Source organism: Arhodomonas sp. KWT, assembly GCF_010993615.1.
On sequence record NZ_WNXE01000013.1, the window covers coordinates 13,463 to 37,594 of the forward strand.

Consider the following 24,132-nt stretch of genomic DNA (forward strand, 5'->3'; position numbering starts at 1 on the left):
ACGCATCCGCGAGTACATCGCCGCCGGTGACTGCATGCAGGTGGTGCCCTCACAGCGCATGACCGCCGGTTATCACGGCCGCCCGCTGGACCTCTACCGGGCGCTGCGGTGCACGAACCCCTCACCGTACATGTACTTCCTCGATCTCGGTGACTTCCAGGTCGTGGGCTCCTCGCCGGAGATCCTCGCCCGGGTGGAGGACGGCGAGGTCACGGTGCGCCCGCTCGCGGGTACCCGCCGGCGCGGGCGCAACGAGGCGGAGGACCGCGAGCTGGAGACCGAGCTGCTCGCCGACCCCAAGGAGCGCGCCGAGCACCTCATGCTCATCGACCTCGGCCGTAACGACATCGGCCGGGTCTGCGAGACGGGGAGCGTGCGGGTCACCGACCAGATGGCGATCGAGCGCTACTCCCACGTCATGCACATCGTCTCCAACGTCAGCGGCCGGCTGCGTTCCGGGCTCTCGCCCATGGACGTGCTGCGCGCCACCTTTCCGGCGGGCACCCTGTCGGGGGCGCCGAAGATCCGCGCCATGGAGATCATCGACGAGGTGGAGACGGTCAAGCGCGGGGTCTACTCCGGCGCCGTCGGCTACCTTTCCTGGTCCGGCAACATGGATACCGCCATCGCCATCCGCACCGCGGTGGTCAAGGACGGCGAGGTCCACGTGCAGGCAGGGGCCGGCGTGGTCCACGACTCCGTCCCCCGCCTGGAGTGGGAGGAGACCCTAAACAAGGGCCGCGCGCTGTTCCGCGCCGTGGCCATGGCCGAAGCCGGCCTGGACAGCTGAGGGCGCCACCATGCTGCTGATGATCGACAATTACGACTCGTTCACCTGGAACCTGGTGCAGTACCTCGGCGAGCTCGGTGCGGAGGTGGCGGTCCATCGCAACGACGCCATCTCCGTGGCGGATATCGAGCGGATGGCGCCGGAGCGCATCGTGATCTCCCCCGGTCCGTGCACGCCGGACGAGGCCGGCATCTCGCTGGACGTGGTCCGCCGCTTTGCCGGACGCGTGCCGCTGCTCGGCGTCTGCCTCGGCCACCAGGCCATCGGCCAGGCGTTCGGGGCCCGGGTGGTGCGTGCCGGGCGGGTGATGCACGGCAAGACCTCGGCGGTGCACCACCGCGGCCGGGGCGTGTTCGCCGGTCTGCCCAACCCCATGGAGGCGACCCGCTATCATTCCCTGGTGCTGGAGCGCTCGAGCCTGCCGCCGTGCTTCGAGGTCACGGCGTGGAGCGAGAACGAGGACGGCAGTATCGAGGAGATCATGGGCGTGCGCCACGTGAGCCTGGACGTCGAGGGGGTGCAGTTCCATCCCGAGTCCATCCTCACGGCGGCGGGCCACGACCTGCTGCGCAATTTCCTGGAGCGCCCCGCCCGGGCGGCTTGAATCGAGGAGTCCGAGATGAACATACAGGAAGCGATCCGGGCGGTGATGGACCGCCGGGATCTCGGCTACGACGAGATGACCGCCGTGATGCGCCAGATCATGACCGGCGAGGCGACCAACGCGCAGATCGGCGGCTTCCTGGTCGGGCTGCAGATGAAGCGCGAGAGCGTCCCGGAGATCGCCGCGGCGGCGGGGGTCATGCGTGAGCTGGCCACCAAGGTGCGTGTCGAGGGCGACGCCCTGGTCGACATCTGCGGCACCGGCGGCGACGGCGCCGACCTGTTCAACGTCTCCACCGGGGCGATGTTCATCGTCGCCGCCGCGGGGGGGCGGGTCGCCAAGCACGGCAACCGCTCGGTGTCCTCCTCCTCCGGCAGCGCGGACCTGCTCGAGGCCGCCGGGGCGAAGCTCGACCTCGATCCCGAGGCGGTGGGCGAGTGCGTCGACCGCGTGGGGGTGGGCTTCATGTTCGCGCCCAGGCACCACAGCGCCATGCGTCACGCCGTGGCCGCGCGCCGGGAGATGGCGGTGCGCACGATCTTCAACCTGCTCGGGCCGCTGACCAACCCGGCCGGGGCGCGACGCCAGCTCCTCGGCGTGTTCGCCGATCACTGGGTCCGGCCGGTGGCGGAGGTGCTCCAGCGTCTCGGCAGCGAGCGGGTCATGGTGGTGCACTCCGAGGACGGCCTCGATGAGGTGAGCATCGCCGCGCCCACCCACGTCGCCGAGCTCGACGATGGCGTGATCCGCGAGTACACGATCCGCCCGGAGGACTTCGGCCTCGCCAGCGCGTCGCTGGACGCGGTCAAGGTGCACACGGCGGTGGAGAGCCTGGACATCATCCGCCGCGTCTACGCCGGCGAGCCCGGGCCGGCGGCGGACATGCTCTCGCTCAACGCCGGGGCGTCTATCTACTGCGCCGGACTGGCCGACAGTGTCGAGGCCGGCGTGGAGCGCGCCCGCGCCGTGCTCGCCGATGGCGCCGCCGGCCGCCGGCTGGAAGAGTTCGTCCACTACACCAACCGCTTCTAGTGACGGAGGGCGCGATGGCGGAGCAGCGAGACATCCCCGACATCCTCAAGCGCATCCTCGAGCGCAAGGCGGAGGTGGTCGCCGAGCGTGGCGAGCAGGTGGGCATGCAGGCGTTCCGCAACCGCCTGGAGCACGCACCGGCGCCGCGGGGGTTCGCGGCGGCCCTGGCCGGCGAGATCGCCGCCGGCCGCTGCGGCGTGATCGCCGAGATCAAGCGCGCCTCCCCGAGCAAGGGCGTCATCCGCGACCCCTTCGACCCGGTGGAGATCGCCCGCAGCTACGAGCGCGGCGGCGCGACGTGCCTGTCCGTGCTCACCGACGAGGACTTCTTCCAGGGTTGTGACCGGTACCTGGAGCAGGCCCGGGAGGCCACGGCGCTGCCGGTGCTGCGCAAGGACTTCATCATCGACCCGTACCAGGTCTACGAGGCCCGGGCGCTGGGGGCGGACTGCATCCTGCTGATCGTCGCCGCACTCGGCGACACCCGGCTGGCCGAGCTTCACGGGCTCGCCGGCGAGCTCGGCATGGACTGCCTGGTGGAGGTGCACACCGCGGAGGAGCTGGAGCGGGCGCTGCGCCTGCGCCCGGCGCTGCTCGGTATCAACAACCGGGACCTGCACACCTTCGAGACGGATATCCGCACCACCGTCGAGCTCTGCGATGCAATCCCGCCGGAGGTGGTCCGGGTGACGGAGAGCGGGATCCACACCCGTGAGGAGGTGGACTACATGCGCCGTCACGGCGTGCACGGGTTCCTGGTAGGCGAGGCGTTCATGCGTGTGCCCGAGCCGGGCGAGAAGCTCGCGGAGCTGTTCGGCGCCGGCTGATCGCGTGCGCCGGACGCGGCGCGCGACCATTCTGCCCCGCCGGCCCGTTCCGGGAAGGGCGCGGTGGACGGCGGCCGCCCGCCATGCCGTTCGCCGGCCGTGGCGGTGCGGTCAGCGGGTGTTGTGGATCACCATGGTCTTGCCGCTGACCGCGATCAGGCCGCGCTCCTCGAGGTCCTTGAGCACACGGCCGACCATCTCCCGGGAGCAGCCCACGATCCGGCCGAGCTCCTGGCGGGTGATGCGGATCTGCATGCCGTCCGGGTGGGTCAGCGCGTCCGGCTCCCGGGCCAGGTCGAGGAGCGTGCGCGCGATCCGACCGGTCACGTCGAGGAAGGCCAGGTCATGCACCTTCGCGCTGGTGCGGCGCAGCCGGTCCGCCATCTGCCCGGCGAGCAGGAACAGCAGCTGCGGATCCTCCTCGGCGGCCTGGCGGAACCGCGCGTAGCTGATCTCGGCGAGCTCGCAGTGCGTACGCGTGCGCACCCAGGCACTGCGTGTGCTGGTGCCCCCGAACAGCCCCATCTCCCCGAAGAAGTCCCCGGCGTTGAGATAGGAGAGCACCAGCTCGTGGCCGCTGTCGTCATCCATGAGCACGCTCACCGATCCCTCGATGATGTAATACAGTGCGTCCGCCTGGTCACCGGCGTAGATCACCACCGTCTTGGGTGGATAGCGCCGCCGATGGCAGTGCGAGAGCAGATTCTGAATCGGGAGCTCGCTGTCCGTAACCGCTCGTACCATGCTGGTGCAACCTGGCCGTTGAATGGCGGGATCACCATAAGCGATGTGTAGATCATTGTGAATAAGTTCGCAAGTCTTGAGCGTGGATGCACAGCGGAGCCTGTTTGGCGGGGTATTCTGGTGGTATACTAAAAGATTACCCACAGAAAACCGCATTTTCTGGCGCCCTGAATCCGGGCGGCGAGGGCAGGAGCGCACGATGGGCATGCACGCGACGGTGAGCTGGCTCGGCAAGATGGCCTTTCGCGGCGAGACGGGCAGCGGTCACGAGGTCGTGGTCGACGGCCCGCCGGACCTGGGCGGCGAGGATCGCGGCGCCCGTCCCATGGAACTGATGCTGCTCAGCCTCGGGAGTTGTTCGGCGGTGGATGTCGTCCATATCCTCCGGAAAGGGCGCCATGACGTCGTCGACTGTGTGGTCGAGGTGAACGGCGAGCGGGCCGAGCAGCCGCCGAAGGTGTTCACCCGCATCCACCTGCACTACCGCGTGGTCGGGCGTGACCTGCGTGAATCGGTGGTCGCGCGCGCGGTGTCATTGTCCGCGGAGAAATACTGCTCGGCCTCGCTGATGCTCAGTCAGGCTGCCGAGATCACCCATGATTTCGAGGTGGCGCAGCCCTAGAGCCAGCGTCCCCGCCCGGGGGTTGCCGGGTGATATAGCCATATCATGTGTGAACCGTCGTCTCAGGAGGGCGCAAATTTGGCGGAGTCGAAGCAGCGCGTGAAGCTCTACGGGTTCAACAACCTGACCAAGTCGCTGAGCTTCAACATCTATGATGTCTGCTACGCGGACTCGCCGGGCCAGCGCCAGGCCTATATCGAGTACATCGACGAGGTCTATAACGCCGAGCGGCTGACCCAGATCCTCACCGGTGTGTCCGACATCATCGGTGCGAACATCCTCAATATCGCGCGCGAGGACTACGAGCCCCAGGGCGCGAGTGTCACCCTGCTCATCTCCGAGGAGGACGGTGACAGCGACGACGGCACCTACGTCACCGCGCCGGCGTCGCCCGGGCCGTTGCCGGAGACCGTGCTAGGCCACCTCGACAAGAGCCACATCACCGTACACACGTATCCGGAGAGCCATCCCCATCGCGGGGTGAGTACCTTCCGGGCGGATATCGATGTGTCCACCTGTGGGCTGATTTCACCGCTGAAGGCGCTGAACTACCTGATCCATTCGTTCGACTCGGACATCGTGACGATGGATTACCGCGTGCGTGGGTTCACCCGCGACGTGGAGGGGCGCAAGCACTTCATCGACCACGAGATCAACTCGATCCAGAACTACCTGGCCGAGGACACCCTGAGGCGCTATCACACCATCGACGTGAACGTCTTCCAGGAGAACATGTTCCACACCAAGATGCTCCTCAAGGACTGGGACATCGACGACTACCTCTTTGGGCAGCGTTCCGCCGACCTCACCCCGGAGCGTCGGGACGAGATCCGCCGCCAGCTCCGCCGGGAGATGAGCGAGATCTTCTCCGGGCGGAACCTCTCGCCGGACCAGGAGGTGTGACGCCGGCGCGCCACCACGACTGATGATTGCGCCCGCGCGCGAAGCGCGGGCGCAATTCGTAATGGCGGGAACCGGCCCGTTCAGAGGCGGTAAGTGGTCGCCGTCATCACCCGCGAGGTCAGACGCATCACTGCCTTTATCGGGCGGGGCAGCTCGCGGGCGCCGGCTTCCACCGCCATCCCCGCGTGCTCGCCCTCGTCCGTGCGCATCTGTTCAACGATCGCGCGGCTGCGGACGTCCGCGTCCGGCAGGTGCCCCAGGTGGCCGCTCAGGTGGGTGACGACCTGGCGCTCGGTCTCCGCGAGGAAACCGAGGCTCCAGCGGTCGCCGGCAGTGCCGGCGGCAATCCCCATTGCCAGCGACCCGAGGTAGAAGGCCGGGTCCAGCAGGCTCGTGCGGCTGTCCAGCTCCGTGAGCCGGGTGCGGCACCACACCAGGTGGTCGTTCTCCTCGTCCGCCGCGCGCTCCATCTTCTGACGGATCGCCGGGTCGCGTGCGGTCAGTGCCTGGCCCTGGTAGAGGGCCTGGGCGCAGACTTCGCCACAGTGGTTGACCCGCATCAGTCCGGCGGCGTGTCGGCGTTCGGCGTCGGAGAGCGCTCCCTCCTCGACACCTTTCGCCGGGTAGAGCCGGCCCGTGGTGGGCGGGTTGCCGAACACCGTGCGCAGCGCCTGGTCGAGATGGGCGACAAGCCGGTCCGCGGGCGTGTAGTGGCGTGCGTGCATGGCGGCGCTCCCTGTCTGCAGCGTGCGGTGGCCGTTATTCTACGCCCGGCGCCCGGCGCTTTCAGCGGGGCGGTTGACACGCGCGCCGTCGCGGCCGAAAATCTCGCGCCATCGAACGCGGTGTCCCGGGCAGCGGGGCCGCGTATTGTATTCGTTTCCCAACGAGTGGTTGTGGTCGGCTCCGGCGTCGGTTAGAATCGCCGGTCTTTTGATGGACGCGACTGCTTCGGAGATCAGCTTCGATGAAGACCTTCAGCGCCAAACCCGCTGACGTCAAGCGTGACTGGTACGTGGTGGACGCCGCGGGCAAGACCCTGGGCCGCCTTGCCTCGGAAGTCGCGTATCGTCTGCGCGGCAAGCACAAGCCCGAGTTCACGCCCCATGTCGACACCGGCGACTACATCGTCGTGATCAACGCGGACAAGGTGGCGGTCACCGGGCGCAAGCGCCGTGACAAGACCTATTTCCGCTTCACCGGCTACGTCGGCAACGGCAAGACCTTCACGTTCGAGGAGCTCCAGAACCGCTCCCCCGAGAGCATCATCGAGCTCGCGGTCAAGGGCATGATGCCGAAGGGCCCCCTCGGCCGGCAGATGCTCAAGAAGCTCAAGGTCTACGCCGGTGCCGAGCATCAACACCACGCGCAGCAGCCCCAGGCCCTCGAGGTCTGAGTCCGGCGAGTCGCGCTGAAGGACGGAAGTTAGAGAATCATGGCAGCACAGCAGTTTTACGGTACCGGTCGACGCAAGACCTCCAGTGCGCGGGTTTTCCTGCGCCCGGGTAATGGCCAGATCACCGTCAACGGCCGCGATCTGGACGAGTACTTCGGCCGCGAGACGGCGCGTATGATCGTGCGTCAGCCGCTGGAGCTCACCGAGACTTCCGGCCAGTTCGACATCTATGTTACGGTCAACGGCGGCGGTTCGACGGGTCAGGCGGGCGCGATTCGCCACGGCATCACCCACGCGCTGACCCGTTACGACGAGGAGCTCAAGCCGACCCTTCGTCGTGCCGGTTACGTCACCCGTGACGATCGCATGGTCGAGCGCAAGAAGATCGGCCTGCACAAGGCGCGTCGGGCGACTCAGTTCTCGAAGCGCTAAAGACGGTTTCATTGGGGGATCGTCTAGTGGTAGGACAGCGGACTCTGACTCCGTCAACCTAGGTTCGAATCCTAGTCCCCCAGCCAACAGAAAGGGCCTGCAGCGACGCTGCAGGCCCTTTTTCTTTGTGGCCGGGCTGTGCGAGTTCGGTCACCGGTGGGGATGCGGTTCCATTCGCTCAGCTGTGCGTGTTCGCCAGGCTATCGATTCGTTGAGGCAGACGGTTCACGCATCCATCCCCGCCGGTGTTAACCTGTACCGAAAGGGTAACTTTCGTTCCGGGCGCATCATCCTGTCATGGCAGGGGCCCGGGCGGGGACGGGGAATAAGATGTCCGAGCTGGTCACCCCACAGGGCTTTCCGCCGGCGACCGGCCCGCTGGTGGACCGTTTCGAGCGGAGCAAGCACAAGCTGCGTCTCTCGCTCACTGATCGCTGTAACTTCCGCTGCCACTACTGCATGCCGGAGGATCCGGAGTGGCTGCCGCGCGAGCAGCTGCTCTCGTTCGAGGAGTTCGAGCGGGTGTCGCGGGTGTTCATCACCCGGCTCGGCATCGACCGTATCCGCCTGACCGGTGGCGAGCCGCTGATGCGGCGGGGCGTGTCCGGCTTCGTCGCCCAGCTCAACGGGCTGCGCGAGCTCGGCCTGGAGCGCATCTCGATGACGAGCAACGGCGTGCCGCTGCGTCGCCACGCCGCGGATCTGGCGGCCGCCGGGCTGGACGACATTAATATCAGCATCGACTCCATCGACCCGGAGCGCTTCCGCCGCATGACCGGCGGCGGTGAGCTGGACACGGTGCTGGCGGGTATCCGTGCCGCGCGGGACGCCGGCCTGGGGATGAAGCTCAACGCGGTAGTGATCCGCGGCGACAACGAGGACGACATCGTGCCGCTCACCGAGTGGGCGATGGGCGAGGGCGTGCCGCTGCGGTTCATCGAGTTCATGCCGCTGGACGCCCGGGGCGGCTGGCAGCCCCAGCGGGTGGTGCCGGAGCGCGAGATCATCGATCGGCTCGCCGAGCGCCACTCGGTCGAGGCGACGCCGCGCACCCGCGAGCCGGCGACCTATTACCGCGTCGACGGGGGGTACAGCCTGGGCGTGATCTCCACCGTTTCCAACCCGTTCTGCGCCACCTGTGACCGGGTCCGCGTGACCGCGACCGGCGAGATCTACCCCTGCCTGTTCTCGCCGATGAACACCGACCTCAAGACCCCGCTGCGCGACGGTGCCAGTGACGACGACCTCGAACACGTCATCCGCGGCGCGGTCTGGCGCAAGGGCAAGGGCTTCGCCGAGAGCGCGGGCTACGTCCAGCGCGCGATCACGATGCACGGTCTGGGAGGATAGCGCGGCATGGAGCTGGAGCTGCATGGCGTCCTCTCTGAGGCCGCCGGCCGGGAGCGGATGGAACTGGGCGTGGCGCCCGGCGACCGGGTGGCGGACGTGCTGGAACGCCTTGGGACGGAGATCCCCGAGCTGGCCCCCCATCTGCCCCGGGTTGCGTGCGCCGTCGGCGATACGCTGGTACCGCGGGGGACGGTGCTGGAGGGCGGCGAGCGGCTGGCGCTGCTGCCGCCGGTGAGCGGAGGCTGAGGCGATGACGCATCTGACCGAGACGCCCCTGTCCCTCGCTGACGTGCTCGCCGAGACCGACGACCCGCGCTGTGGCGCCCTCGTGGTCTTCGAGGGCGTGGTGCGCGACCACCACGACGGCCGCGGCGTGAGCGCGATGGAATACACTGCCTACGCCCCGCTGGCCCGGCGGGAGCTGGCCGATCTCGAGGCCGAGACCCGGGAACGCTTCGGCGTGCCGGTCTGCCGGATCGTCCACCGTACCGGCCGGCTGGAGATCGGTGAGGCGAGCGTGCTCGTCGTCGTGCGCGCCCCGCATCGCGGCGACGCCTTCGACGCCGCGCGCTACGCCATAGACACCCTCAAGCAGCGCGTACCGATCTGGAAGCACGACTTCTTCGACGATGGCGGTGCCGCCTGGCAGGACGGCACCAGCCTCGGCGAGCGCGCGGAGGACAGGGGAGGCTCGCAGTGATTCCGATCGAGGAGGCCCTCGCCGCCTGCGCGCGGACCACGCCGGTGATGCCGGTGGAGACCGTGGCGGTACCGGATGCCCGCGGTTCGGTGCTCGCGGAGGACGTGGCCAGCGCGCTGATGCTTCCGCCGTTCACCCAGAGCGCAATGGACGGCTATGCCGTGCGGGCGGCCGACCTGGCGGCGGCCGCCGAGGGCGCGCCGGTGCGGCTGCCGCTCGCCGGCGAGGTCGCCGCCGCTGTCCAGTCCGGGACGCCGCGGCTGTCGCCGGGACAATGCATGCGTATCTTCACCGGCGGCCTGGTGCCGGAGGGCGCGGACGCCGTCGTCCGCCAGGAGGTCGTCGAGGCCGCCGAGGGCGAGGCCGTGTTCACCGGACCCGTGGCCGAGGGCAACAACATCCGCGGGCGCGGTGAGGAGCTGCCCCGTGGCACGCCGCTGCTGTCTGCCGGCGAGCGGCTCTCCGCCGCCCGGGTCGCCGCCCTGGCCGCCGCCGGTATCGACCGCGTGGCGGTGCGCCGGGTGCCGCGGGTCCGCGTACTGGTCACCGGCGACGAGGTGGTGCCCGCCGGCGCGGACCTGCCCGCGGGGGCCGTGCCGGACGCCAACGGCCCGATGCTCGCCGGCTGGCTCGCCGAGCGCGGGGTGACGGACGTCGTCGTGCGCTATGTCCACGACGAGGCCGGGGCCGTGCGCGAGGCGATGGCCGAGGCCCTGGAGACGGGCGACATCGTGGTGAGCACCGGCGGCGTGTCCGTTGGCGAGCACGACCTGGTCATCCCGACAGCGCGGGCGCTCGGTGTCGAGGAGGTCTTCTGGCGGGTCCGGCAGAAGCCCGGCAAGCCGCTGTTCCTGGGCGTGAATGCCGCCGGCGTGCCGCTGCTCGGCCTGCCGGGCAACCCGGCGGCGACCCTGGTGGGGGCCGCGGTCTACCTGCGCCGGATGCTGGATGTCGCCCAGGGCATGAGCGATCCCGGGCCACGCTGGCGCCCGGGGGTCACCGCCGCCGAACTGCCGGGGGACAGTGCCCGGGCCTGCTGGGTGCGCGTCAGCCGGGGCATGGACGAGGCGGCCCGGGTCACGGTCACGCCCGCGGCCCACCAGGCCTCGCACATGCTGAGCAACCTCTGCGTGGCGGACGCGATAGTGCACGTGCCCGCGGGGGAGACCGCGGTGCCTGCGGGGCGGATCGTCCAGTGGCTGCCCATCGACGGCGGTGCGTAGCGGCCCGCTGACACCGCGCTGCTAGCGCCGGAACAGCCAGACGAGGATGCTGACCACCACGCTCACCAGGATCGACGTGGTGACGGGGAAGTAGAACGTGAATCCCTCCCGGCGCACGAGGATGTCGCCGGGCAGCCGCCCCAGCCCCAGGCGGTCCAGCCACGGCCAGACCAGCCCGAGCACCAGCAGTGCGATCCCGAGCCCGATCAGCAGGCGCTGCACCGTCGTCTCCCCGCGCTCAGGCGGTAATGGTCTCGACGCCGTTGTCGGCGGCGAGCAGCAGCACGTCGGCCCGGCGCTGCGCGAAGATCCCCACGGTCACCACCCCGGCAATGTTGTTGATGGTGCGCTCCATCTCGATCGGTTTGGTGATGGTGAGGTTGTGCACGTCGAGGATGACGTTGCCGTTGTCGGTGATGAAGCCGCGCCGAAGCTCCGGCTGGCCGCCGAGGCCCACGAGCTCCCGGGCGACATAGCTGCGCGCCATGGGGATGACCTCCACCGGCACGGGGAATCCGCCGAGCATGTCCACGCGCTTGGAGGCGTCGGCGATGCACACGAACTGCTTCGCCACCGCGGCGACGATCTTTTCACGGGTGAGGGCGCCGCCGCCGCCCTTGATCATCTGCAGGTGGCGGTTGATCTCGTCGGCGCCGTCGACGTAGACCGGCAGGTCATCGACGTCGTTGAGCTCCCGGACGTCGATACCCGCCGCGCGCAGCCGCTCGGTGCTGGCATCCGAGCTCGATACCGCGCCCCTGATACGTCCGCCGATCCCGGCGAGCCCGTCGATGAAGTGGTTGACCGTCGAGCCGGTGCCGACACCGACGATACTGCCCTCGGGGACATAGGAAATCGCGGCGCGGGCCGCCTGTGCCTTGAGCTCGTCCGGGTCCATGGCCGTCTCCGGTGATTGCGTTGTCCCGGCATGATAGCCCCCGCTCCGGCGGTGGCAAAGCCTTCGTCTGGCCTCGTCCCACGGGCGCGCTGTAGACTGTAGCACTTGACTTTCAAGGAGCGTCACGGGCCCGGAATGAAGGCATACCTGCAGCAGATCCTCACCGCGAGCGTCTACGACGTCGCCCGCCAGACGCCGCTCGACGAGGCGGCGAACCTCTCCAAACGGCTTGGTAACCGGGTCTTCCTCAAGCGCGAGGATCTCCAGCCCGTCTTCTCGTTCAAGATTCGTGGCGCCTACAACAAGATCGCCCAGCTCTCGGCGGAGGATCTCGAACGTGGTGTGATCTGCGCCTCTGCGGGCAATCATGCCCAGGGCGTGGCGCTGTCGGCGCAGCGCCTGGGCATCAAGGCCACCATCGTGATGCCGCGCACCACGCCGGGTATCAAGGTCAACGCGGTGCGCAATCTCGGCGGCCGCGTGGTCCTCCACGGCGACGGCTTCGACGAGGCCAAGGCCCACGCGGACAAGCTCGTGGCCGAGCGCGGCATGACCTACATCCCGCCCTTCGACGATCCGCAGGTGATCGCCGGCCAGGGGACCTGCGGTATGGAGATCCTCTCCCAGCACCCCCGGCCCCTGGACGCGATCTTCGTGCCGGTGGGCGGCGGCGGGCTGATCGCCGGGATCGCCGCCTACGTCAAGCAGCTCCGCCCGGACGTCAAGGTGATCGCCGTCGAGCCGGAAGACGCGCCCACGCTGCATCACGCCATGCGTGCCGGCCAGCGCGTCACCCTGGAGGAGGTCGGGATCTTCGTCGACGGCGTGGCGGTGCGCCAGATCGGCGAGCACCCGTTCGAGGTCGCGAAGGAGTTCGTCGACGACTGCGTGCTGGTCTCCACCGACGAGGTCTGCGCCGCGATCAAGGACATCTTCGACGACACCCGCTCGGTGATGGAGCCCGCCGGGGCCCTGGGCGTCGCGGGGCTCAAGAAGTACGTCGCCGAGCATGGCATCGAGGACCAGACCCTGGTGGCGGTGAACTCCGGTGCCAACATGAACTTCAGCCGCCTCTCTCACGTCGCCGAGCGCGCCGAGGTGGGCGAGCACCGCGAGGCGGTCTTCGCGGTGACCATCCCGGAGCGGCCGGGCAGCTTCCGCGAGTTCTGCGAGACCATCGGCAACCGCGCGGTCACGGAGTTCAGCTACCGCTATGCCGATGCGGACAACGCCCACGTGTTCGCGGGGATCGGCCTCAATGACGGCCAGGCCGAGCGCGACGCGGTCCTCGGGGACCTGCGCGAGCAGGGCTACGACGTCCTCGACCTCACCGACGACGAGATGGCCAAGGTCCACCTGCGCCACATGGTCGGCGGTCGCGGCAAGAACGTCACCGACGAGATCCTCTACCACTTCGAGTTTCCGGAGCGCCCGGGAGCACTGCTGAAGTTCCTGCGCCGGCTCGGCAAGCGCTGGAACATCTCCATGTTCCACTACCGCAACCACGGTGCCGATTACGGCCGCGTGCTGGTGGGCATCCAGGTGCCGGAGGCCCAGCGCGAGCGCTTCCGCGAGAGCCTGGACAAGCTCGGCTATCCCTACCGGGACGAGAGCGGGAATCCGGGCTACCGGCTGTTCCTCAGCTAATGTCCCGGAACGGGGCGCGGCCCCGTTCGTGATGCCGGCGGGGGCGCCCGCCGATCGTCTCCCGTGCCGGGGCTGTGTCCACCGGCGCTGAGACGTCCTGGCGGCATGTGCGCTGGCGTGCCGGCCCCGCTCACGGTGGCCATTCCAGGTCCAGCCACACCGCGCGGTGGTCCGAGCTCACCACCCGCCGGCCGTCGCCCACGAGCTCGTGACCGGGCGATTCCGGCGCCGGCCAGTACACGCCGGCGTCCCCTACGGTCAGTTGCCGGTCCGGCAGGCAGTAGTCCACGCGCAGCCCGAAACCGCCGGCGGCGAGGGTGTGCAGCGCCGGATCGCCGTCCCCCGGCGCGGCACGCGCCGCGCCACCGGCACTGCGGGGGGCCGGATCCTGCAGGGCCGGGTGGTGGCGCAGGGCGTCGATCATGGCGGCCTCGCCGTTGCCGTCGTGCGGGTCCGCGTTGAGATCGCCGAGCAGCACCACCGGGGCGTCGTCCGGGCGGCCGCCGCGCTCGCCCCTGTCGTCGACGATGTAGTCGGCGCCATCGAGGTAATCCCGCCACAGGCGCAGCTCGTCGTGGTTACGGCAGTGATTGCGGCGCTCCGGGCCGTCGAAGGCCGGGGGCGTCGGGTGGCTCGCGAGCAGGCGCAGTCTGTGGCCGCCGACGTCGAGGGGGACGTCCCAGTGGCTCTTGGAGGACAGGGGCAGCCGCGCCAGCGCGGCGGGCGTATACCACGGTCCCGCGGTCTCCGGATCCCGGGGCAGCCATGCCCCTGGCACGTCCCGCCACAGCAGGCGCCGCAGGGTGCGTGCGCCGGCGGCGATCGGGTGACGGGAGAGCAGCGCCATCCCGTACTGGCCGGGGAACGCACCGAAGCCGAGCGCATCGGTGGGGCCGTCGCTGCGCCCGTCGCGGTCCAGGTCCAGGCCGGAGGGGACGCCGGTGTTCACCGGTGCGGTGAAGGCGTGGGGTAGCGTCAGCGGCGGTTCCGGGACGTCGGCACCGGCGAGGTAGTCCCGGCGGAAGCGCGCGAGGGCGGTTCCGGAGGGACTGTAGTCGAGCTCGTTGAGCAGCAGCACGTCCGGCTGCAGGTGGCGCAGGATGCGGGCGACGGCCAGTGCCTGGGCGTCGCCGGCGGTCAGGTCCGCGGCGAGGCCGCCGGGCGTGCGCCGGCTGAGGGCGGCATTGAAGGTGACGATGCGTAGCCGCATTCGCTCGGCGGCGCCCCGTGGCGCCGCAGCCCGTCAGGCGCGGCCGGCGTCGAAATCGGTGGGCGCGTGGAAGTACTCGCTGCTGCGCGCCATCTCCTCGACCATGCGCAGCAGTTCCTGCAGGCGCAGGTCCGCCGTGCACAGTGGGCTGCAGTCCTCGCACTGAGGGTCGCCGCAGGGCTGTCGGGCGTAGAGCCAGTACTGCACCGCGCCGGCGAGCAGGCCGTCGGCGAGATCCCAGAGATCCGCCTCCTGGTCCGCGTCCGCAAGATGGTTACCGAGGTCCACCGCCTGGGCGGCGGCCTTTTCGTAAGGCGTTTCTGCCGTGCTCATTCGTCGTGCTTTAGTCCATCGTTCCCGGTGCGGCCAGTGTAACAGCACCGGCACCGGCACGACGTCCCGCCGTCGGGCACGCGCGGGTGCCGTCGGGCACCCGAGCGTGGGTTGAGACCGGCTCACTCGGGCATGAGCACGGTGTCGATGACATGGATGACGCCGTTGCTGGCGGTGATGTCCGCCTTGATCACACTGGCGGAGTCGTTGATGCGCAGCGTGCCATCCTCCACTGCCAGCATCAGCCGGCCGCCCTGGGCCGTCGCGGCGCTGTCCGCCGCCATCGCGTCCTCCGCCATCACCATGCCCGGAACCACGTGGTAGGTCAGGATGGCCTGCAGCTTCTCCCTGTTGGCGGGTTCGAGCAGGGTGTCCACGGTCCCGTCGGGCAGCTTCGCGAAGGCGTCATCGGTCGGTGCGAACACGGTGAAGGGACCCTCGCCCCGGAGCGTGTCCACGAGGTCGGCGGCCTTCAGTGCCGTGACCAGGGTCTGGAACTGTCCGGCCCCGGCGGCGACGTCGACGATATCGCCGGCGTCGTTCATGCCGTGTTCGGAGGCGTTGGCGGCAAGCCCGGGAACCAGCGAGACAAGGGCGGCGAGCAGGAGCGATCGGAGCGTCTTCATGGCCTTTCCTCCCGGAGGGCACTTGGGTGACACCCTTTATGTAGACCTTTTGTATAGATAATGAAGAGGTTTCGGATGAACGGTCCCCTGTCCGCCCTTCGCGCTTTAGCGATATGATGATCACCGGATAACCGGTGCAGCGGAGAATGGTTTGGCTTCCATCTTTTCGAGTATCGAGGCGCCCATCGGTGCCCGCCTGTCAGACGTGATCGCCGAGCAGATCGAGCGGTGTATCGTCGACGGTGAGCTGCGCCCCGGCGATGCGCTGCCGGCGGAGCGCGAGCTCGCCCGTCAGCTGAGTGTCTCGCGGCCGTCGCTGCGTGAGGCACTGCTCAAGCTCGAGGCGCGCAAGATACTCGCATTGCGCCGCAATGCCGGCTACACGGTGGCGGAGGTCACCGCGCCCAGCCTTACCGACCCGCTGCTGCACCTCATGGAGAGTCACGGCAAGGCGCTCGCGGACGTGCTCGAGCTCCGTCAGGGCCTGGAGACCATGGCGGCGGGGCTCGCGGCGATGCGTGCGAGCACCGCCGACATCGAGCGCATGGCGGAGGCCGCCGAGGCGATGGAGCAGGCCCATCAGGACGGCGATGCGGCGCTGGCTGCGGAGTGGGACGCCCGCCTTCATCTGGCTGTCGCCGAGGGGGCGCACAATCTGGCGCTTGCGCACGTCATGCGTGGCATGTTCTCGGTCATGCGCGAGCATGTACGCCGGGCGCGTGAGGCGCTGTTCACGCGCCACGATGCCGAGGCGAATCTGCGCGAGCAGCACCGTGCCCTGGTCGAGGCGATCCGTGCCCACGACCCGGATGCCGCGGTGCGTGCCGTTGAGGACCACTTGCGTTTCGTGCGCGAGGGGATCTACGCCCCGGACCGCTGAGGCACGCGGGGCGGCCCCTATACTGTGCCGGTCAATCGCGCCGTGGGCGCCGAATTCCCGGAGGTTTCATGCTGCATGCATTCGAGCTGCAGGAAGGCATCCTCAGTGCCATCCCGGAAGACGACGAGGGCCGCGTCGAGCTCTCGCGAGCGATGTGGATCGATCTCATCGATCCCGACGACAGCGAGCGCGCCCAGGTCGAGCGGCTCTACCGCCAGGACCTCCCCGATGTGGAGGACGTCGAGGAGATCGAGGCCAGCGCCCGCTACTACGAGGACCAGGACGGGCTGCACGTGCACTCGCTGTTCCTCCAGGACATCGACGGGCGCCCGACCAGCACGACGGTGGCGTTCATCCTCAGCGGTCACCGCCTGTTCACCCTGCACGAGCACAGTCTCTCGGTGTTCCGGCTGCTGCGCCTGCGTGCCCGCCGCGAGCCGGATCTCGCCGAGGACGAGACCTCGCTGCTGCTCGGGCTCTTCGAGACCAAGGTCGAGAACCTCGCGGACCGGCTGGAGCGGGTGCATACGGAGCTCGAACGGGTGAGTGCCCAGGTCCTCGCCGACGAGGACGACGTCGACCTGGAGGGGGCGATCGACGAGCTAACCCGTCAGGAGGACATCAACGGCAAGATCCGGCTCTGCCTGATGGACACCCAGCGGGCGCTGACCTTCCTGCTGCGCCGCGGCCGGCTCAACACCGAGAACCGCGAGTGGGTGCGCGAGCTGCTGCGCGACGTGGACTCGCTGCTGCCGCACAACCAGTTCCTGTTCGAGAAGGTCAACTTCCTGATGGACGCGGCGATCAGCTTCATCAACATCGAGCAGAACCAGATCATCAAGATCTTCTCCATCGCCGCCGTGGTCTTCCTGCCCCCGACCATGGTGGCGAGTATCTACGGCATGAACTTCCGCGTCATGCCGGAGCTCGACTGGACGTTCGGCTACCCGTTCGCGCTCATGCTGATGGTGCTCGCCGGCGTTGCCCCCTACGTCTACTTCAAGCGCAAGGGCTGGCTCTGATCCCGCCGGCGCACCCGGGGAGGGCCCGGAGCGCGGGGCGGGCGTTGCGCCGCGGCGCTCAGCCGAGCTCGAAGCCCGTGCCGTCCGGGCCGTGACGGTGGCGCAGTAGCAGTCGGCGCAGCCAGACCTCGGCCGGGTGGCTGCCCGCCGCCAGTGCCAGCCCCGCCTCAGTGCCGGTCCAGCGTGCCGTGTCGTGCTCGGCGCTCAGTCGCAGTGCGTCCGGGTCCGCCGCCCGGCAGCGGTAGATCACGCCGATCAGCTCGGTGTGCACCGACGGTGGTCCCCGGTGGAAGTGGCTGGTACCGATCAGCGCGGTGGCCGTTACGGTAAGGCCGGTCTCCTCATGGACCTCCCGGTGCAGCGCGGTCTCGAAGCCCTCGCCCTGCTGAAGACGGCCGGTGACGCACTCCCAGACGCCCGGCGCGTAGTCGCGGCCGGCGGCGCGGCGCATCAGCAGCACGTGGCCGGCGTCGTTCTCGATCAGTGCGGCGACGCCGCCGAGGAACCGCCCCGGCGTGCTCACGAGCCCTCGTCCCGCCCGAGCTGTGGCGGCAGGGGGGAGGGGTCCCCTGCCGCCGGCGGTTCCGGCGGCGGCTCCGATGCACCGCGGCCCGTGACGGCCCGGAAGACCCGGCGGAGCCCGCGCCAGATGCGCGGCAGCAGCCAGACCGCCAGGGCGGCGAATCCCGCCAGCAGGACCAGGAAGATGACCGGATGATAAAGGGCGAGCCACAGGCCGCCGAAGACGGCGACGTCCTCGGTCACCGACGCGGTCCAGTTGCTCACCGGCTCCGGGGAGAGGTTGATCACGGCGCGTCCGCCGGATTTCACGGCGTGGCTGCCGGCGGCGACGCCGCCGCCCACCAGGCCTGCGGCGATCTGCGCCGCGGGGGAGACGTCCCCCACCGCCGCGGCGGCAAGCACCGCGCCCGCGGGCAGGCGGATGAACGTGTGCAGGGCGTCCCAGCCGGTGTCCACGCCCGGCGTCTTGTCGGCCACGAACTCCACCATGTACATGAACGCCGCGGCGGTGAGCACGAGCGGGTCGGCGACGATCTCCAGCGACGGTGGCAGGCTCACGTGCCCGAGCTGGTGCATGACGCCGAGCCCGAGGATCGCCGCGTAGAGATTGATGCCGCTTGCCCAGCCGACGCCGAGGGTCAGGGCGATGGTGGCGGTGAGCTGCTCCAGGCCGGTCATTGCTCGGTGCTCCTCGTGGCGGGGTCATCCGCCGCGCGTCAGGGTCTGCCGGGCAGTATACGCCTGTGGTGCGAACGCCCGTCACGGGTGCCCGGCCCGGCGGTCCGTGCGCACCGGTACGGCCCGCCCGCGGCGCTGTCGCCGGGCGGGGACGTCCTTCCGGACAAGGTGCCGGGCGCGGCGTTCCTAGGTCTGCAGCCGCCGGCGTGCCAGCGCGCACGCCAGCCAGATCGCGGCGGCCGCGTAGGCGGCGATCACCAGCAGGTGCAGCGGGATCAGTGACGGCCACGTGCCGGTCATCAGCGGCCGTACCAGTGCCACCACGTGGGCCAGTGGCAGGGCCATCGCCCCCCGGGCGACCGCGTCCGGCAGCTCCGAGAGGGGGAAGAACACGCCGGAGACGAGCATCATCGGGGTGATGACGAGGGTGAAGTAGTAGAGGAAGAAGTCGTAGCTGCGCGACACGGTGGTGACGATCATGGCCAGACCGGCGAAGCACAGGCCGGCGAGGAGCACCACGGGGAGAACGAGTACCGCGCTCCAGCCGCCGGCGAGGCCGAGCATCAGGGTCACCGCCAGGATCGCGGTGGCGTTGATCAGCGCCTTGGTGGCCGCCCAGGCGATCTCGCCGATCACCACGTCGTCCACGGACAGGGGGGCATTGAGCATCGCCGCCCAGGTCTGCTGCATCGTCAGGCGCGTGTAGGCGGAGTACAGGGCCTCGAAGGTGGCGCCCATCATCGCGCTGGAGCAGACGATGCCGGTGGCGAGGAAGGCCATGTAGCCCAGTCCCTCGACCTCGCCCACCAGCCGGCCGAGGCCGTAGCCGAGCACCAGCAGATAGAGCAGCGGATCGGCGAAGTTGCCGAGCAGCGAGGGCACGAGGAGCTTGCGCCAGACCAGGAAATTGCGCTGCCACACCGGCATGAACCGTGGGCTCAGCCGCGGGGCCCGGCGCAGGTGGGCGCCCAGGGTGTCGGCACGGGCGCTCACGGGGTCAGTCCCGCACCTGGCGGCCGGTCAGCCGGAGGAAGACGTCCTCCAGGTTGGCCGGCCGGTAGAGGTAGTCGTTGTCGCAGTGCGCCTCGACGGCGGCGAGCAGGCCGTCACGGTCGCCGCTGTAGAGGAGCACCGTCGCGCCCACCCGTTCCGCGGTGATCGCCGCCGTATCGCGCCAGCCCGCAGCGGCGTCGCCGCGTAGCTCGACCACGTGCGGCTCGATGTGCGCGGCGATCAGCGCCCGCGGACGGTCGCAGGCAATGATGCGCCCGCCGTCGATCACCGCCGCCCGGTCGGCGAGGCGTTCGGCCTCCTCCATGTAGTGCGTGGTCAGCAGCAGCGTCCGGCCGTCGTGCTTGAGCCGTTGCAGCCGCTCCCAGATGTGCTGCCGCGCCTGGGGGTCGAGGCCGGTCGTGGGTTCGTCGAGCACCAGCAGCGCCGGGTCGTTGACCAGCGCGCGGGCCAGGGTGAGGCGGCGTTTCATCCCGCCGGAGAGGGCACTGATGGGCGCGTCGGCGCGCTCGCGCAGCTCCGCGAAGGCGAGCAGGTCGTCGATCCGCCCGGCCACCCGGCGTCGGGACAGGCCGAAGTAGCTGCCGTAGGTCAGCAGATTCTCGCGGACGGTGAAGTCCGGGTCGAGGCTGTCGAACTGGGGCACGATGCCGGCGGCGGCGCGCATGGCGCGGGCATCCTCCGGCACCGCGTGGCCGAGTACCCGGATCTCGCCGGCGCTCGGCGGGGTGAGGCCCAGGAGCAGGCGCAGGGTGGTGGTCTTGCCGGCGCCGTTGGGGCCGAGCAGCGCCAGGCACTCGCCGCGCTCCACGGTGAGGTCCACGCCGTCGACGACGGCGACGTCACCGTAGCGCTTGACCAGTCCCCGCGCGACCGCCACCGGCGTGCCGGCGGCGACCCCGCTCCCGGCCTCCGGGGCGTCTTCTGTCGGGAAGACGGCGGTGTGCGCCATCGGCCTGCCGCGCCTCAGTGCTTGAGCACCCGGGAGAGGAAGGCCTGGGTGCGCTCGTTCTGCGGGTTGTCGAACACCGCCTCGGGCTTGCCCTGCTCGACGATCTGGCCGCCGTGGATGTAGATCGCCCGGTGGGCGACCTCGCGGGCGAAGCCCATCTCGTGGGTGACCACCAGCATGGTCATGCCTTCCCGGGCGAGCTCGCGCATCACGTCCAGCACCTCGCCGATCATCTCCGGGTCCAGCGCCGAGGTGGGCTCGTCGAAGAGCATCACCCGCGGCTCCATGGCCAGCGCCCGGGCGATCGCCACGCGCTGCTGCTGGCCGCCGGAGAGCTGGCTCGGGTACTTGTGTGCCTGGTCGGCGATACCCACACGATCCAGCAGCCGCTCGGCGGCCTCCGTGGCCTGCTGGCGGGACCACCCGCGCACCTTCATCGGTGCCAGGGTGATGTTGTCGAGCACCTTCCGGTGCGGGAACAGGTTGAACTGCTGGAAGACCATGCCGACCTCGGTGCGGATGGTCTGAAGGGCACTGCGCCCGCCGCCGTGGGGCAGCAGCTCGTGGCCGTCGACCTCGATGCGTCCGCCCTCGAAGCGTTCCAGGCCGTTGACGCAGCGGATCAGCGTGGATTTGCCGGAGCCACTCGCGCCGATGATCACGATGACCTCGCCCGGCTGCACGGCCAGGTCCACGTCCTGGAGTACGTGCAGGCTGCCGAAGTACTTGTTGACGTTCTCGAGCTGGACGATGGGCGTGTCGTTGCTGTCGCTCACGATGCGTTGGCTCCTTACGTCCTGCCCGCCGCGCCGCGCTTCTCATAGAGGCGCAGCAGCAGGGAAAGGCTGAGCGTGACGGCGAGGTAGAGCACCGCCACCATGAAGTAGGTCTCCAGCGCGGAGAAGGTGTCCGCGATGTAGATCTGGCCCTGGCGGACCAGCTCGCCGACGCCGATCACGGAGAACAGCGAGGTGTCCTTCAGACTGATGATCGCCTGGTTGCCGAGCGGCGGGATCATGCGCCGCAGCGCCTGCGGCCAGATCACGTAGTAGAAGGTCTGGGTCCGTGACAGCCCGAGTGACTGTCCTGCCTCGCGCTGGCCGCGGTCGATGGACTGCACCCCGCCGCGCACGATCTCGGAGATGTAGGCGCCGGCATTGAGCGCGATGGCCGCGACGCTGGCGGTGATCTTGTCGATGGGACCGCCGAGGATCTGGGGCAGGCCGTAGAAGATGAACAGCACCTGCACCAGCACCGGTGTGCCGCGGAAGATCTCGATGTAGGTGATCGCCGGGGCGCGGAGCAGCCTGGAGGGGGCGATGCTCATCAGCCCGAAGAGGATGCCGATGAAGAACCCGATGAACAGGCCGCCGGCGGCGATGGCGACCGTCCAGGGCAGGCCCTGGAGGAGGAAGGGTACGGCATCGAAGGCCGCCTGCCAGTCGAACTGGAATTCCACGTCGTCTCTCGCCTCCGGTTTTGTATCGTGCCGCCGTGCCGGCCCCGCGGGCCGGCCGGCGGGCGATTATACCGACACGATCGGTCGGTGGGGGAAGGGGGCGGCACCCGCCCCCCGGAGCACGGCGACTACTCGCTGTCCGGCGCCTTGCCGAACCACTTCTCGTAGATACGGTCGTAGGTGCCGTCCTCGTGCATCGAGGCGAGTGCCTTGTTGACGGGCCCGACCCACTTGCTGCCGTCGACCAGGGCGAGGCCGTACTGCTGGCCCTCGTAGAGGGGGCCGACGGTCTTGACGCGGCCTTCGCCCTTGGTCTGGGCGAAGTAGCCTACGTTGGGCGCGTCGTAGAACACGGCGTCCACCGCGCCGCCGAGCAGGGCCTGATACATGTCAGCGCTACCCGGGTAAGGTTCGATGTCGGCCTTGTCGCCGAGCTTCTTGCGCAGGTAGTTGTGGCTGGTGCTGCCGGTCTTGGTACCGACGCTCTTGCCGGCGAGATCGTCGACGGTCTTGATGGAGTCGTCGTCGGCGTTGACCAGCAGGCGCAGGCCGGAGTCGTAGTAGGGGTCGGAGAAGTCGACCACCTGTTCACGTTCCTCGGTAATGGTGATGCCGGCGATGGCGATGTCCTTGTTGCCGGTCTGCAGCGCCGGGATGATGCCCTGGAAGTCCATGGTCTCGAGCTCGTAGTCGAAACCGGCGCGTTTGGCGACCTCGGCCAGGATGTCCATGTCGAAGCCGACCATCTTGCCGGTGTCCCGGTCCTGCATCTCGAAGGGCACGAAGCTCGGGTCCGTGACCGCCCGCAATGTGGGGTTGTCGTCCTGGGCGGTCGCCGTGCCGGCGAGCCCCAGGGTCAGTGCCATGCAGGTGGCGATGGAGATGCCGCGAAGTAATTGTTTGTACATTATCGGCTCCTTTTGGCTTGCCTCATGGGGAGTGGCCTGACCACTCTCCTGACCGGTAACGATGGGCCGGGCTCGCGCGGCCGTCAAGCCGCAACCCCCGGGGGGCCGGGGCTCACGGGGCGGGCTCGGTGCGCTCGTGCGGGTGGGGCTCGCTGTCCGGCACCACCGGGTCGTAGCCCGCCGAGCGCAGCGCCGCGAGGACCTCGGTGGAGTGCTCGCTGCCCAGGGTCTCCAGGGTCGCCTCCACCTCGGTGGCACGCAGCGACAGGTCCGTGAAGGTGCGCTGGTGGGCGATCTGGATGACGTTCGCGCGGTGCTCGGCGAGCAGACGGGTGAAGTCGGCGAGCGCCCCCGGGACATCGGGCACGCCCACGCGGACCCGGATGATGCGCCCGGAGCGCACCAGCCCGCGCTGGATGACCGAGGACAGCGGCAGCAGGTCGATGTTGCCGCCGCACAGGATCAGGCCCACGCGCCGGCCGCGGAAGCGTTCCGGCTCCGCCAGCACCGCGGCGAGCCCGGCGGCACCCGCCCCCTCGGCGACGGTCTTTTCGATCTCCAGCAGCATCAGGATGGCGCGCTCGATCCCCGGCTCGTCCACCAGCAGGATGTCGTCGACGAGCTCGCGGATGATCGGCAGGGTCAGCGTCCCGGGTTGCTTGACGGCGATGCCCTCGGCGATGGTCGCGGCACCGCAATGGATGGGCTCGCCGGCGAGGGCCTGCCTGACCGCCGGGAAACGCTCGGTCTGCACGCCCACGATCTCGATGTCCGGGTTGATGGCCTTCGCCGCTACCGCGTTGCCGGCGATCAGGCCGCCACCGCCGACGGGGATCACCAGGCTCTCCAGGGCCGGGAACTCCTCGAGCATTTCCAGCGCGATGGTGCCCTGCCCGGCGATCACCCGTTCGTCGTCGTAGGGGTGGATGAATACGTAGCCATGTTCCTCGGCGAGGCTGCGCGCGTATTCCCCCGCCTCGGCCACGCCGTCGCCGCGCAGGCGCACGTCCGCGCCGAAGGCGCGGGTGTTGCGGACCTTCACGTTGGGCGTGTGCCGCGGCATGACGATGGTGGCATGGATGCCGAGACGCTGGGCGTGATAGGCCACCGCCTGGGCGTGGTTGCCGGCGGACATCGCGATCACGCCACGTTCGCGCTCGGCGGGGGTGAGCGCGAGCAGGCGGTTGAGGGCACCGCGCTCCTTGAAGGCCGCCGTGAACTGATGGTTCTCGAACTTGATGTAGAGCTCGCAGCCGGTGAGCTCGGAGAGGGTCCGCGACAGGGCACAGGGCGTGTGCACGATGCTGTTGGCGATATGCGCGGCGGCCTCGCGGACCTGGTCGATGGACAGGGTCATCGTCTC

The 24,132-nt window shown here is 69.4% G+C and carries 30 protein-coding genes and 1 tRNA gene; 16 read left to right on the top strand and 15 right to left on the bottom strand.

The window, feature by feature from the left end:
- From G7A99_RS25180 to trpC, 4 genes are all read left to right on the top strand, one after another.
- Window positions 1-790 (top strand): anthranilate synthase component I family protein (locus G7A99_RS25180; protein ID WP_240466095.1); only part of this gene is annotated, 790 nt, incomplete at its 5' end.
- 10 nt (window positions 791-800) lie between these two features.
- Entirely contained in the window at window positions 801-1,394 is a 594-nt protein-coding gene (locus G7A99_RS04490; RefSeq protein ID WP_163139023.1) for an aminodeoxychorismate/anthranilate synthase component II, read from the top strand.
- Between the two features lie 15 nt (window positions 1,395-1,409).
- Entirely contained in the window at window positions 1,410-2,426 is a 1,017-nt protein-coding gene (gene trpD, locus G7A99_RS04495) for an anthranilate phosphoribosyltransferase (RefSeq protein WP_163139024.1), read from the top strand.
- A gap of 14 nt (window positions 2,427-2,440) precedes the next feature.
- Complete coding sequence (gene trpC / locus G7A99_RS04500) at window positions 2,441-3,253, top strand: indole-3-glycerol phosphate synthase TrpC (RefSeq protein WP_163139025.1); 813 nt, start codon at window positions 2,441-2,443, stop codon at window positions 3,251-3,253.
- 111 nt (window positions 3,254-3,364) lie between these two features.
- Here trpC and crp read toward each other — a convergent pair whose 3' ends face one another.
- Window positions 3,365-3,997 (bottom strand): cAMP-activated global transcriptional regulator CRP, encoded by a 633-nt coding sequence (gene crp / locus G7A99_RS04505; protein ID WP_163139026.1) that lies wholly within the window; start codon window positions 3,995-3,997, stop codon window positions 3,365-3,367.
- Window positions 3,998-4,202: 205 nt separating this feature from the next.
- Here crp and G7A99_RS04510 point away from each other — a divergent pair, with 205 nt between their 5' ends.
- Both G7A99_RS04510 and speD read left to right on the top strand, forming a co-directional pair.
- A complete protein-coding gene (locus G7A99_RS04510) occupies window positions 4,203-4,619 on the top strand; it encodes an OsmC family protein (RefSeq protein WP_163139049.1) in 417 nt (138 codons plus the stop codon).
- A 78-nt stretch (window positions 4,620-4,697) separates the two neighbouring features.
- Window positions 4,698-5,522 carry an adenosylmethionine decarboxylase gene (gene speD, locus G7A99_RS04515; protein WP_018716437.1) on the top strand — a complete coding sequence of 275 codons (825 nt, stop codon included), beginning with the start codon at window positions 4,698-4,700 and terminating at the stop codon, window positions 5,520-5,522.
- A gap of 80 nt (window positions 5,523-5,602) precedes the next feature.
- On the opposite strand, the gene coq7 is transcribed toward speD, so the two are convergent.
- The gene (gene coq7, locus G7A99_RS04520; RefSeq protein WP_163139027.1) at window positions 5,603-6,247 is read right to left on the bottom strand and encodes a 2-polyprenyl-3-methyl-6-methoxy-1,4-benzoquinone monooxygenase; all 645 of its coding nucleotides are present in this window, start codon (window positions 6,245-6,247) and stop codon (window positions 5,603-5,605) included.
- 242 nt (window positions 6,248-6,489) lie between these two features.
- On the opposite strand from coq7, the gene rplM reads away from it, so the two are divergent.
- From rplM to glp, 7 genes are all read left to right on the top strand, one after another.
- Complete coding sequence (gene rplM / locus G7A99_RS04525) at window positions 6,490-6,918, top strand: 50S ribosomal protein L13 (protein WP_163139028.1); 429 nt, start codon at window positions 6,490-6,492, stop codon at window positions 6,916-6,918.
- 39 nt (window positions 6,919-6,957) lie between these two features.
- The gene (rpsI, locus tag G7A99_RS04530) at window positions 6,958-7,350 is read left to right on the top strand and encodes a 30S ribosomal protein S9 (RefSeq protein ID WP_018716434.1); all 393 of its coding nucleotides are present in this window, start codon (window positions 6,958-6,960) and stop codon (window positions 7,348-7,350) included.
- A 12-nt stretch (window positions 7,351-7,362) separates the two neighbouring features.
- Window positions 7,363-7,436, top strand: a tRNA-Gln gene (locus G7A99_RS04535).
- A 244-nt stretch (window positions 7,437-7,680) separates the two neighbouring features.
- On the top strand, window positions 7,681-8,700 hold the full coding sequence (gene moaA, locus G7A99_RS04540) for a GTP 3',8-cyclase MoaA (protein ID WP_163139029.1): 1,020 nt from the start codon (window positions 7,681-7,683) through the stop codon (window positions 8,698-8,700).
- A 6-nt stretch (window positions 8,701-8,706) separates the two neighbouring features.
- The gene (locus G7A99_RS04545) at window positions 8,707-8,946 is read left to right on the top strand and encodes a MoaD/ThiS family protein (protein ID WP_163139030.1); all 240 of its coding nucleotides are present in this window, start codon (window positions 8,707-8,709) and stop codon (window positions 8,944-8,946) included.
- Between the two features lie 4 nt (window positions 8,947-8,950).
- Window positions 8,951-9,400, top strand: coding sequence for a molybdenum cofactor biosynthesis protein MoaE (locus tag G7A99_RS04550; RefSeq protein ID WP_163139031.1), 450 nt, complete (start codon window positions 8,951-8,953; stop codon window positions 9,398-9,400).
- Window positions 9,397-10,623 carry a gephyrin-like molybdotransferase Glp gene (gene glp / locus G7A99_RS04555; RefSeq protein ID WP_163139032.1) on the top strand — a complete coding sequence of 409 codons (1,227 nt, stop codon included), beginning with the start codon at window positions 9,397-9,399 and terminating at the stop codon, window positions 10,621-10,623. Before G7A99_RS04550 ends, glp begins: the two co-directional genes overlap by 4 nt.
- 21 nt (window positions 10,624-10,644) lie before the next feature.
- Here the strand turns inward: glp and G7A99_RS04560 are convergent, their stop codons facing one another.
- Both G7A99_RS04560 and rpiA read right to left on the bottom strand, forming a co-directional pair.
- Window positions 10,645-10,845 (bottom strand): DUF2905 domain-containing protein, encoded by a 201-nt coding sequence (locus G7A99_RS04560; protein ID WP_163139033.1) that lies wholly within the window; start codon window positions 10,843-10,845, stop codon window positions 10,645-10,647.
- 16 nt (window positions 10,846-10,861) lie between these two features.
- On the bottom strand, window positions 10,862-11,521 hold the full coding sequence (gene rpiA / locus G7A99_RS04565; protein ID WP_163139034.1) for a ribose-5-phosphate isomerase RpiA: 660 nt from the start codon (window positions 11,519-11,521) through the stop codon (window positions 10,862-10,864).
- 135 nt (window positions 11,522-11,656) lie between these two features.
- On the opposite strand from rpiA, the gene ilvA reads away from it, so the two are divergent.
- Window positions 11,657-13,168 carry a threonine ammonia-lyase, biosynthetic gene (gene ilvA, locus G7A99_RS04570; protein WP_018716427.1) on the top strand — a complete coding sequence of 504 codons (1,512 nt, stop codon included), beginning with the start codon at window positions 11,657-11,659 and terminating at the stop codon, window positions 13,166-13,168.
- 130 nt (window positions 13,169-13,298) lie between these two features.
- Here ilvA and G7A99_RS04575 read toward each other — a convergent pair whose 3' ends face one another.
- The 3 genes from G7A99_RS04575 to G7A99_RS04585 all read right to left on the bottom strand — a co-directional run bounded on the left by G7A99_RS04575 (window position 13,299) and on the right by G7A99_RS04585 (window position 15,337).
- Window positions 13,299-14,378, bottom strand: a complete 1,080-nt coding sequence (locus G7A99_RS04575; protein WP_163139035.1) for an endonuclease/exonuclease/phosphatase family protein — start codon at window positions 14,376-14,378, stop codon at window positions 13,299-13,301.
- 33 nt (window positions 14,379-14,411) lie between these two features.
- Window positions 14,412-14,711 (bottom strand): hypothetical protein, encoded by a 300-nt coding sequence (locus G7A99_RS04580; RefSeq protein WP_163139036.1) that lies wholly within the window; start codon window positions 14,709-14,711, stop codon window positions 14,412-14,414.
- Window positions 14,712-14,833: 122 nt separating this feature from the next.
- Window positions 14,834-15,337 carry a fasciclin domain-containing protein gene (locus G7A99_RS04585; protein ID WP_163139037.1) on the bottom strand — a complete coding sequence of 168 codons (504 nt, stop codon included), beginning with the start codon at window positions 15,335-15,337 and terminating at the stop codon, window positions 14,834-14,836.
- A gap of 151 nt (window positions 15,338-15,488) precedes the next feature.
- On the opposite strand from G7A99_RS04585, the gene G7A99_RS04590 reads away from it, so the two are divergent.
- Together G7A99_RS04590 and corA are read left to right on the top strand one after the other, a co-directional pair.
- Entirely contained in the window at window positions 15,489-16,217 is a 729-nt protein-coding gene (locus tag G7A99_RS04590) for an FCD domain-containing protein (protein ID WP_163139038.1), read from the top strand.
- A 68-nt stretch (window positions 16,218-16,285) separates the two neighbouring features.
- Complete coding sequence (gene corA / locus G7A99_RS04595) at window positions 16,286-17,239, top strand: magnesium/cobalt transporter CorA (RefSeq protein ID WP_163139039.1); 954 nt, start codon at window positions 16,286-16,288, stop codon at window positions 17,237-17,239.
- A 58-nt stretch (window positions 17,240-17,297) separates the two neighbouring features.
- On the opposite strand, the gene G7A99_RS04600 is transcribed toward corA, so the two are convergent.
- The 8 genes from G7A99_RS04600 to G7A99_RS04635 all read right to left on the bottom strand — a co-directional run bounded on the left by G7A99_RS04600 (window position 17,298) and on the right by G7A99_RS04635 (window position 24,126).
- Window positions 17,298-17,762 carry an NUDIX domain-containing protein gene (locus G7A99_RS04600; RefSeq protein ID WP_163139040.1) on the bottom strand — a complete coding sequence of 155 codons (465 nt, stop codon included), beginning with the start codon at window positions 17,760-17,762 and terminating at the stop codon, window positions 17,298-17,300.
- On the bottom strand, window positions 17,759-18,439 hold the full coding sequence (locus G7A99_RS04605) for a DUF4126 domain-containing protein (protein WP_163139041.1): 681 nt from the start codon (window positions 18,437-18,439) through the stop codon (window positions 17,759-17,761). Before G7A99_RS04605 ends, G7A99_RS04600 begins: the two co-directional genes overlap by 4 nt.
- A 186-nt stretch (window positions 18,440-18,625) precedes the next feature.
- On the bottom strand, window positions 18,626-19,366 hold the full coding sequence (locus G7A99_RS04610) for an ABC transporter permease (RefSeq protein WP_163139050.1): 741 nt from the start codon (window positions 19,364-19,366) through the stop codon (window positions 18,626-18,628).
- A gap of 70 nt (window positions 19,367-19,436) precedes the next feature.
- Entirely contained in the window at window positions 19,437-20,402 is a 966-nt protein-coding gene (locus G7A99_RS04615) for an ATP-binding cassette domain-containing protein (RefSeq protein ID WP_240466096.1), read from the bottom strand.
- Between the two features lie 14 nt (window positions 20,403-20,416).
- A complete protein-coding gene (locus G7A99_RS04620; protein WP_163139052.1) occupies window positions 20,417-21,154 on the bottom strand; it encodes an amino acid ABC transporter ATP-binding protein in 738 nt (245 codons plus the stop codon).
- A 38-nt stretch (window positions 21,155-21,192) separates the two neighbouring features.
- The gene (locus tag G7A99_RS04625) at window positions 21,193-21,861 is read right to left on the bottom strand and encodes an amino acid ABC transporter permease (protein WP_163139042.1); all 669 of its coding nucleotides are present in this window, start codon (window positions 21,859-21,861) and stop codon (window positions 21,193-21,195) included.
- A gap of 128 nt (window positions 21,862-21,989) precedes the next feature.
- Window positions 21,990-22,769: a transporter substrate-binding domain-containing protein gene (locus tag G7A99_RS04630; protein ID WP_163139043.1), complete on the bottom strand. Its 780-nt coding sequence runs from the start codon at window positions 22,767-22,769 to the stop codon at window positions 21,990-21,992.
- Between the two features lie 112 nt (window positions 22,770-22,881).
- Window positions 22,882-24,126, bottom strand: a complete 1,245-nt coding sequence (locus tag G7A99_RS04635) for a threonine ammonia-lyase (RefSeq protein WP_163139044.1) — start codon at window positions 24,124-24,126, stop codon at window positions 22,882-22,884.
- Window positions 24,127-24,132: the final 6 nt, after the last annotated feature.